This window comes from Streptomyces sp. NPDC006283 (genome assembly GCF_040613325.1).
Classification (GTDB): domain Bacteria; phylum Actinomycetota; class Actinomycetes; order Streptomycetales; family Streptomycetaceae; genus Streptomyces.
The window spans coordinates 1-9297 of record NZ_JBEXRZ010000264.1 but is presented as its reverse complement, the minus strand read 5'-3'; the positions used below and the strand labels follow the sequence as shown (position 1 = coordinate 9297).

Genomic DNA, 9297 nt, shown 5'->3' with positions numbered 1-9297 from the left:
GCCCGCGCCGGACACGGCCAGGGCGCACCCGCCCCGCGGCCGGCCCACGTACAGCCTGATGCCCGGCAGCCCCGACCTCGCGGCCTTCCCGCGCGCGGAGTGGCTCAAGGCCGCCCGCCGGGCACTGAGCGCCGCGCCCCATGAGGCGTTCGGCTATGGGGACCCGCGCGGACGCGTCGAGCTGCGGACGGTGCTGGCGGACTACCTGGCGCGGGCACGGGGTGTGCACGCCGCGCCGGAACGCATCGTGATCTGCTCCGGCTTCGTGCACGGACTGATGCTGATGGGGAAGGTGCTGCGGCAGCGGCGGGTGCGGGACGTGGCCGTCGAGTCGTACGGCCTCGATGTGCACTGGAACCTGCTGGCCGACGCCGGGCTGCGCACCCCGGCGCTGCCCATCGACGAACGGGGCACGGACACGGCTGCGCTGGGCGAGGGCGAGCTGCGCGGCGTGGGGGCGGTGCTGATGACGCCCGCCCACCAGTTCCCCATCGGCGTGCCGCTCCACCCCGACCGTCGGGCCGCGGCTGTCGACTGGGCTCGCACGGCGGGCGGCGTGATCCTCGAGGACGACTACGACGGCGAGTTCCGTTACGACCGCCAGCCCGTCGGCGCACTCCAGGGCCTCGAACCGGAGCACGTCGTCTACCTGGGCACGGCCAGCAAGTCACTGGCCCCCGGACTGCGGCTGGCCTGGATGGTGCTGCCACCGGCCATGGTCGGCGAGGTGCTCGAGGCCAAGGGCGGCGTCGACTGGGTGTCGAGCGCGCTGGACCAGCTCACGCTCGCGGAGTTCATCGCCTCCGGGGCGTACGACCGGCACGTCCGCGGGATGCGGCTGCGCTACCGGCGCCGCCGCGACCAGCTGGTGCGGCAGCTTGCCGAGCACGCCCCGGGCATCCGGGTGAGCGGCATCGCCGCCGGGCTGCACGCGGTCCTCGAACTGCCGCCCGGCACCGAGCAGTCGGCGTTGCGCGCCGCGGCGTGGCAGGGGCTGGGGATCGAGCCGGTCAGCCGCTTCCGTCACAAGGACGCGCCCGCCGACCGTGACGCCCTGGTCGTCGGCTACGCGACCCCGCCGGACAGCGCGTGGGGCGGCGCGCTCGACGCGCTCTGCCGCGCGCTGGGGCAGTGACAGGAGGCGGGCGCCGCCCGCCACCGTGCTGCGGGCCCGCGCGGGCGGGTCAGTCGGCCAGCACGGCCCGGATCTGCTCCAGGCCCCAGTCCAGATCCTCCTTGTCGATCACCAGCGGCGGGGCGATCCGGATGGTCGCTCCGTGCGTGTCCTTCACCAGCACCCCCCGGTCCATCAGCTTCTCCGACAGCTCCCTGCCCGTCCCGAGGCCCGGCGCGATGTCCACACCGGCCCACAGCCCGCGACCGCGCACCGCCGTCACCAGACCTGCGTCGGCCAAGAGCCCCAGTTTGTGGTGGAGATGCTCACCCAGCTCGGCGGCTCGCCGCTGGAACTCCCCGGTGCGCAGCATCGCCATCACCTCCAGGGCCACGGCACAGGCCAGCGGATTCCCGCCGAACGTCGAGCCGTGCTCGCCCGGCCTGTGCACGCCGAGCACCTCGGCGGAGGAGACCACCGCCGACACCGGCACCACACCGCCGCCGAGCGCCTTGCCGAGCACGTACATGTCCGGCACGACGCCCTCGTGCTCGCAGGCGAACGTCCTGCCCGTACGCCCGAGCCCGGACTGGATTTCGTCCGCGACGAACAGCACGTTCCGCTCGCGGGTGATCCTGCGGACGCCCGGGAGATAACCGGCCGGGGGGACCAGCACGCCCGCCTCGCCCTGGATGGGTTCGAGCAGCACGGCCACCGTGTTCTCCGTGACCGCCGCGGCCATCGCGGTCAGGTCCCCGTACGGAACGATCTCGAACCCCGGGGTGTACGGCCCGTAGTCCGACCTGGCCTCCGGGTCGGTCGAGAAACTGATCAGCGTGGTCGTCCGGCCGTGGAAGTTGTTGGACGCCACCACGATCTTCGCCATGTTGTCCGGCACCCGCTTGACCCGGTAGCCCCACTTGCGGGCGGTCTTGACGGCCGTCTCCACCGCCTCTGCCCCGGTGTTCATGGGCAGGACCATCTCCATGCCGCACAACTCGGCCAGCTGTGCGCAGAAATCGCCGAACCGGTCGTGATGGAAGGCGCGGGAGGTCAGGGTGACCCGCTCCAGCTGTGCCTTCGCGGCCTCGATCAGCCTGCGGTTCCCGTGACCGAAGTTGAGGGCCGAATACCCGGCCAGCAGGTCGAGGAAGCGGCGCCCCTCGACATCGGTCATCCAGGCGCCGTCCGCCGAGGCGACGACGACCGGCAACGGATGGTAGTTGTGCGCGCTGTGCGCCTCCGCGGAGGCGAAGGCGGATGTCGTGGTCGACACGGGCACTCCGATCGATCATCGGGACGGACGGACAGACAGAGCGTCGGCACGGGGCGCGGTCGGTGACCGCGCTCCCTCCATCGTCGCGCGCCGCCCGCGGCTCGCAGTGCGGACGGCACGGCGCGTCGGCACGCCGGCCGCTACTGTGGGCGCCACGCACGGCGACTGGCGTACGGGGAAGCGACCCCGAGGAAGCCGCGCGCGGGTATACACGCGAAGTGCCGCCCTCCCCCGTGGCCTGCGGCACGGGGGTGCCCCCAGGCACCCCGGGACCACGACCGACGACACGGATCGCCCCGGAGGACCACTCCCATGCCCCTTCCCCTCTCCCACCCCGCCCTCGCCCAGGCCGATCCGGAGCTCGCCGCTCTCGTCGGTGCGGAGGAGCGGCTCCAGGCCGACACCCTGCGGCTCATCCCCAGCGAGAACTACGTCTCGCAGGCCGTGCTGGAGGCCTCGGGCACCGTCCTGCAGAACAAGTACAGCGAGGGCTACGCAGGCCGCCGGTACTACGAGGGCCAGCAGAACATCGACCAGGTCGAGCGGCTCGCCGTCGCCCGCGCCACGTCGCTCTTCGGGGTCGAGCACGCCAACGTCCAGCCCTACTCCGGCTCCCCGGCCAACCTCGCCGTGTACCTCGCCTTCGCCGAGCCCGGCGACACCGTGATGGGCATGGCCCTGCCGATGGGCGGCCACCTCACCCACGGCTGGGGCGTCTCCGCCACCGGCAGGTGGTTCCGCGGCGTCCAGTACGGCGTACGCCACGACACCGGCCTCATCGACTTCGACGAGGTGCGCGCACTCGCTCTCGCGGAACGGCCCAAGGTCATCTTCTGCGGTGGCACCGCGCTGCCGCGCACCATCGACTTCGCGGCCTTCGCGGAGATCGCCCAGGAGGCCGGTGCCGTGCTGGTCGCCGACATCGCCCACATCGCCGGCCTGATCGCGGGCGGCGCCCACCCCTCGCCCGTGCCGTACGCCGACGTCATCTCCACCACCACCCACAAGACCCTGCGCGGCCCGCGCGGCGCGATGCTGATGTCCCGCGAGGAGCACGCCAAGGCCATCGACAAGGCGGTCTTCCCGGGGCTCCAGGGCGGCCCGCACAACCAGACCACCGCCGCCATCGCGGTCGCCCTGCACGAGGCCTCCCGGCCCTCCTTCCGCGACTACGCCGCCCAGGTCGTCGCCAATGCCAAGGCGCTCGCCGAGGAGCTGCTGGCACGCGGCTTCGACCTGGTCTCCGGCGGCACCGACAACCATCTGATCCTGATGGACCTCACCTCCAAGGACGTCCCCGGCAAGGTGGCGGCCAAGGCCCTCGACCGGGCGGGGATCGTCGTCAACTACAACACCGTCCCCTACGACCCGAGGAAGCCGTTCGACCCGTCGGGCGTCCGTATCGGAACTCCTTGCCTGACGTCCCGCGGTCTCGGGACGGAGCACATGGCCGCCGTCGCCGAGTGGATCGACCGGGGCGTCACGGCCGCGGGCAAGGGTGACGAGGACACGCTCGCCGCGATCCGGGCGGCGGTGGCCGGCCTCATGGCCGCCCACCCCGCCCCGGGCCTGCCCGCCTGACCCCTGACCGCCGGACGACCCCGACGGCCGGGCGGTGCCTCCGGCTGTCCGGCAGTCGCCGGCGCGGGACCGGGCCGCGGGGCGCCGCGGTTGCCGAACGGCGGCTGCGGCACCGGCCCGTCAAGGGGCGGAACGCCGGGGACGCACCGGCGGCCGGAGATCGGTTGCGCACCTGAGAGAATGAGGAACATGGCCTCATCCCGACCCCGCGCGCTCTCCGGTATCCAGCCCACCGCCGGTTCGTTCCACCTCGGGAACTACCTCGGTGCCATCCGCCAGTACGTGGCGCTGCAAGAAACCCACGACGCGTTCTACATGGTCGTGGACCTGCATGCGATCACCGTGCCGCAGGATCCGGCCGAGCTGCGTGCGAACACCCGACTCGCCGCGGCACAGCTGCTCGCGGCCGGCCTCGACCCCGAGCGCTGCACGCTCTTCGTCCAGAGCCACGTCCCGGAGCACGCCCAGCTCGGCTGGGTCATGAACTGCCTCACCGGCTTCGGCGAGGCCTCCCGCATGACCCAGTTCAAGGACAAGTCCGCCAAGCAGGGTGCCGACCGTGCCACCGTCGGTCTCTTCACCTACCCGATCCTGCAGGTCGCGGACATCCTGCTGTACCAGGCGGACGCCGTGCCGGTCGGCGAGGACCAGCGCCAGCACGTCGAGCTCACCCGCGACCTCGCGGAGCGTTTCAACGGCCGCTTCGGCAAGACGTTCACCGTGCCGGCGCCGTACATCGTGAAGGAGGTCGCCAAGATCTACGACCTCCAGGACCCGACGATCAAGATGAGCAAGTCGGCCTCCACGCCCAAGGGCCTGATCAACCTGCTCGACGAGCCGAAGACCACCGCGAAGAAGGTCAAGAGCGCGGTCACCGACACGGACACGGTGATCCGCTTCGACGCTCAGGAGAAGCCGGGCGTCAGCAACCTCCTCACCATCTACTCCACCCTCACGGGTACGACCGTGGCCGACCTGGAGCAGAAGTACGAGGGCAAGGGCTACGGTGCGCTGAAGACCGACCTCGCCGAGGTGATGGTGGACTTCGTCACACCGTTCAGGGCCCGCACGCAGGAATACCTGGACGACAACGAGACGCTGGACTCGATCCTGGCCAAGGGGGCGGAGAAGGCCCGTTCTGTGGCCGCGGAGACCCTGGCGGACACTTACGACAAGTTGGGATTCGTCCCCGCGAAGCACTGAGCCGCGAAGAGTCCGAAGACCTGTGTCCAAGGACTCTGGCCACGAAGAGGGTGCAGCCGCCACACTGGCGGCTGCAAGCCCTTGTCGATCCGACCGATCCGATCCGTACCGACAACCGAGGAGAACGACGTGGGGACCGTAACGCTCGGCGTTTCGATCGCGGTCCCGGAGCCCTACGGCAGCCTGCTCCAGGAGCGGCGCGCGGGCTTCGGGGATCCCGCCGCGCACGGCATTCCGACCCACGTCACCCTCCTGCCGCCCACCGAGGTCGACTCCGCGCTGCTCCCCGCCGTGGAGGCCCATCTCGCGGCCGTCGCCGCGGTCGGCCGGCCGTTCCCGATGCGGCTCTGCGGCACCGGCACCTTCCGTCCGCTGTCGCCCGTCGTCTTCGTCCAGGTCGTCGAGGGCGGTGCCGCCTGCACCTGGCTGCAGAAGCGGGTGCGGGACGCGTCCGGTCCGCTCGTGCGCGAGCTGCAGTTCCCCTACCACCCGCACGTCACGGTGGCGCACGGCATCTCCGAGGAGGCGATGGACCGCGCGTACGAGGAGCTCTCCGAGTACGCGGCGGCATGGACCTGTGCGTCCTTCGCCCTCTACGAACAGGGCGCGGACGCCGTGTGGCGCAAGCTCAGCACGTACACCTTCGGCGGCGGCATCCCCGGCGTGCCCCCGCAGGGCACCCCGGTCGACGAGCACGCCACCACCCTCTGAGCTTCCCCGGCCCTCCGGCCTCGCCCGGGGCCGTGCGAGGCGCTCTCCGCGGCGGCTGGTGATCTCCCGGCGGGTCGCGGGCCTGCGGAGGGTCACGACGGGTAGGCGTAGCGCATGGACTGGCTGCTCAAGCTCCCCGTCGTCGGCCCGCTCGTTCAGCGGCTGATGCGCACCCATGCGTGGCGGTCGTACGAGACGCTCGACCGGGTCCACTGGACGCGTCTCGCCGCTGCGATCACGTTCCTCAGTTTCCTGGCGCTCTTCCCGCTGATCACCGTTACCGCGGCGATCATCGCCGCGGCGCTCGACCAGCAGGCGCTGGCCGAGCTCGACGAGCAGCTCTCCGACCAGGTCCCGGGCATCTCCGACCAGCTCGACATCAACGCTCTGGTCGCCAACGCGGGCACGGTCGGGGTCGTCGCCGGTGCGCTTCTGCTGTTCATGGGAGTCGGCTGGGTCGGGTCGATGCGCGAGTGCCTGCGGGCTGTGTGGGAGCTCGACGACGTGGACGAGGGCAACCCCGTGGTCCGCAAGATCAAGGACGTGGGCGTGCTCGCCGGTCTCGGCGGCATCGGCCTGGCGTCGTTCGCCGCCTCCGCGCTCGGCTCGACCACGGTCGGCTGGACCGCCGACCGGCTGGGCCTCGAGGACGGCGGCATCGGCGGAGTGCTGCTGCAGGTCGCCGCGCTCGCGGTGGGCGTCGTCGCGAACTTCCTGGTCCTGCTCTACGCGCTCACCCTGCTGCCCGGGGTGCAGCCGCCGCGCCGGCGGCTGATGGTGGCGGCGCTGATCGGCGCTGTCGGGTTCGAGCTGCTCAAGCTGCTGCTCGGCGGTTACATCAGCGGGGTCGCGTCGCGCAGCATGTACGGCGCGTTCGGCGTCCCGATCGCGCTGCTGCTGTGGATCAACTTCACCGCCAAGCTGCTGCTGTTCTGCGCCGCCTGGACGGCGACGCAGAGCAGCGACGGCGAAGCGAGCAGTGCCGGCGAGCCGCAGAGCAGTGGCGGTGATCGGCCCGCCGCGTCCGCTACTGGCCCGGTCCGCGACGCGCCCGGTCGGGCAGCGGCCAGCGGCGCTTGACCAGGAAGACGGCGGTCGCCAGGGCCATCAGCACGGCGCCGGCGACGCTCAGCGCGATGCTCAGGCCGCTGGAGCCGGTCTGCGAGGCGGCGACCGGATTCGCCGCGTCCGCCTTGCGGTCCGCGTCTGCCTCGACCGCCTCCGTGTCCTCGGCCGGCTCGGCCGACCTCGGCGGCACCAGCTCGCCGACCGGCGTCACCTTGTCCGCCGCGGAGAAGCCCCAGTCGAGCAGCCGGCCGGCCTCCTTGTAGACCGCCAGGCTTTCCCCGGAGTCGGGGTGCATGACGGTGACCAGCAGCACCTTGCCGTTGCGTTCCGCGACGCCGGTGAAGGTGGAGCCGGCCTGGGTGGTGCTGCCGTTCTTGACGCCGGCGATGCCCTTGTAGGGGGTGATGCCGGTCGCGCCGGTGAGCAGGCGGTTGGTGTTCTGGATCTTGAAGGTCCCGCGCTGCTCGCCCTCCTTCTGCTCGCCGGGGAAGTCGGCGCTCACCGTCGAGCAGTACTCGCGGAAGTCCTTCTTCTGCATGCCGCTGCGGGCGATCAGCGTCAGGTCGTACGCGGAGGAGACCTGGCCGGGGGCGTCGTAGCCGTCGGGGGAGACGACCGTGGTATCGAGCGCCTGCAGCTCCTCGGCGTGCTCCTGCATGTCCTTGACCGTCTGGTCGATGCCGTTGTTCATCGCCGACAGGACGTGGACGGCGTCGTTGCCCGAGCGCAGGAAGACGCCCAGCCACAGGTCGTGGACCGAGTAGGTGTGGTTCTCCTTGATGCCGACGAGGCTGCTGCCCGCGCCGACGTCGGCGAGTTCCTCGGGGGCGACCTTGTGGACGGTGGTCTTCGGCAGCCTCGGCAGGAGGGTGTCCGCGAAGAGCATCTTCATGGTCGACGCCGGAGGCAGCCGCCAGTGCGCGTTGTGGGAGGCGAGCACCTCACCGCTCTCGGCGTCCGCGACGATCCAGGAACGGCCGCTGACGTCCTTGGGGAGCACGGGCGCGCCGGGTCCGAGCTTGACCTGCGTGCCCGGTTTGGCGAGCTGGACGCCGCCGACCGAGGACATGCGCGCCGGAGGCTTCGGCTTCTTCCGGTCCGGGACGTTGTCGTGCGAGGCCGCGAGCGCGGGGCCTGCGGCCAGGGCGGGCAGCAACGCGGCGGCGAGGACCGTCGAGGCGGTCCTTCGCGCGGTGGTTTTCAGAGCAGACACGGACGAGAACGTACAGGGCCGCGTAGAAAATATGGAGATCGTATTGAAGGCTCGCCGGGGTTGACGCCAGGACAGCCCACCCCGAAGGACCCGCTCGGAGGACGGACGCGATACTTGGTTCATGAAGCTCAGCCGTTCCGTCTCCTGGTTCCTTCTCGCGTTCGGGGTGTGGAGCTGGTTCATCTGGGTCTCTTTCATCAGGAACTTGTGGAAGGACGCCAGCGGACTCGCCTTCGACGACGCGGGCGACCCGACCGGTTACTTCTGGGTCCATCTGCTGCTCGCTGTCACTTCCCTGGTCCTGGGGACGGTCATCGGCGTCATCGGGTTGCGTGGTGTACGGGCGTTGCGCCGTGAGCGCAGGTAGGGGCAGGTCGTGGCGGCAGTCGTCGTACTCGTGATTCTTCTTGTCGTCGCCCTGCTCGCGGGGGTCCATTGGTACGTGTGGCGGAGACTGGTCCGCGACACGACCGCGCGGGGAGGTACCGCCCGCAGGCTCGGTACGGCCGCGATCTGGGCCCTGCCGCTGCTGTCCGTCGCGGCGCTCACCTCGGGCCGGATCGGAGCGCCGTTCTGGCTGGAACGGGTGCTGGCGTGGCCCGGTTTCCTGTGGCTGGCGGTGCTGCTCTACCTGGTCCTGGCCCTGCTGGTCGGCGAGGCGGTACGCCCGCTGCTGCGCAGGGCCCTGGACCGGCGGGCGTCGGCTGCCGCCGGGCCCCGTGGCGAGGCCGGTGAGCCCCCGAACCCGTCCGGCACCGATCCGGCCGCGTCGGCCGCCCAGATGGGCGGCACGCCGGTCGTGAGCGGGGCGGGCGAGCACGCCGGGCCCGATGGGGCGGCCCTCTCGCGGGAGGCGGGCGGCGCTGCGCACGGGGCGCGTTCCGCGGTGGCCGTCGACAGCGCGTCTGACGGGGCTGCGGCGGCCTCCGCCGGCCGTCCCGGACACCCCGCCGCCGAACAGGCCGCAGCGCACGGTTCCGTCGCCGGCGGCGCATCGGCCGTGAGCGGGACGCGCGAGGACGCCGGCCCCGACAGAGCCGCCGCTTCCTGTGGTGACGAGGGCGCCCCGGCAGAGGCCGCGAGCTCGATACAGAGAAAGCAGAAACGGATCCTCCCAGCTCATCCCCCTCA

Annotated in this window: 8 protein-coding genes and 1 pseudogene; 7 read left to right on the top strand and 2 right to left on the bottom strand. The window is 71.6% G+C overall.

The genetic code is table 11. From position 1 onward, the window contains the following. On the top strand, nucleotides 1–1135 hold a 1135-nt coding region (locus ABZ070_RS32855; protein ID WP_356639284.1), incomplete at its 5' end, for a PLP-dependent aminotransferase family protein. Nucleotides 1136–1184: 49 nt separating this feature from the next. On the opposite strand, the gene rocD is transcribed toward ABZ070_RS32855, so the two are convergent. Beyond that, the gene (gene rocD, locus ABZ070_RS32850; protein WP_356639282.1) at nucleotides 1185–2390 is read right to left on the bottom strand and encodes an ornithine--oxo-acid transaminase; all 1206 of its coding nucleotides are present in this window, start codon (nucleotides 2388–2390) and stop codon (nucleotides 1185–1187) included. Between the two features lie 312 nt (nucleotides 2391–2702). Here rocD and glyA point away from each other — a divergent pair, with 312 nt between their 5' ends. From glyA to ABZ070_RS32830, 4 genes are all read left to right on the top strand, one after another. After that, entirely contained in the window at nucleotides 2703–3971 is a 1269-nt protein-coding gene (glyA, locus tag ABZ070_RS32845) for a serine hydroxymethyltransferase (RefSeq protein ID WP_356639280.1), read from the top strand. A 189-nt stretch (nucleotides 3972–4160) separates the two neighbouring features. Beyond that, on the top strand, nucleotides 4161–5174 hold the full coding sequence (trpS, locus tag ABZ070_RS32840; protein ID WP_356639278.1) for a tryptophan--tRNA ligase: 1014 nt from the start codon (nucleotides 4161–4163) through the stop codon (nucleotides 5172–5174). A gap of 129 nt (nucleotides 5175–5303) precedes the next feature. Continuing rightward, nucleotides 5304–5885, top strand: coding sequence for a 2'-5' RNA ligase family protein (locus ABZ070_RS32835; protein WP_356639276.1), 582 nt, complete (start codon nucleotides 5304–5306; stop codon nucleotides 5883–5885). Between the two features lie 114 nt (nucleotides 5886–5999). After that, the gene (locus ABZ070_RS32830) at nucleotides 6000–6965 is read left to right on the top strand and encodes a YihY/virulence factor BrkB family protein (protein ID WP_356639274.1); all 966 of its coding nucleotides are present in this window, start codon (nucleotides 6000–6002) and stop codon (nucleotides 6963–6965) included. On the opposite strand, the gene ABZ070_RS32825 is transcribed toward ABZ070_RS32830, so the two are convergent. Then, nucleotides 6913–8166: a D-alanyl-D-alanine carboxypeptidase gene (locus ABZ070_RS32825; protein ID WP_356639272.1), complete on the bottom strand. Its 1254-nt coding sequence runs from the start codon at nucleotides 8164–8166 to the stop codon at nucleotides 6913–6915. The genes ABZ070_RS32830 and ABZ070_RS32825 overlap by 53 nt on opposite strands. Before the next feature lie 121 nt (nucleotides 8167–8287). Here ABZ070_RS32825 and ABZ070_RS32820 point away from each other — a divergent pair, with 121 nt between their 5' ends. Then, nucleotides 8288–8533 carry a hypothetical protein gene (locus ABZ070_RS32820; protein WP_356639270.1) on the top strand — a complete coding sequence of 82 codons (246 nt, stop codon included), beginning with the start codon at nucleotides 8288–8290 and terminating at the stop codon, nucleotides 8531–8533. Between the two features lie 9 nt (nucleotides 8534–8542). Beyond that, nucleotides 8543–9297, top strand: a pseudogene (locus tag ABZ070_RS32815) (metallophosphoesterase); the annotation flags it as partial.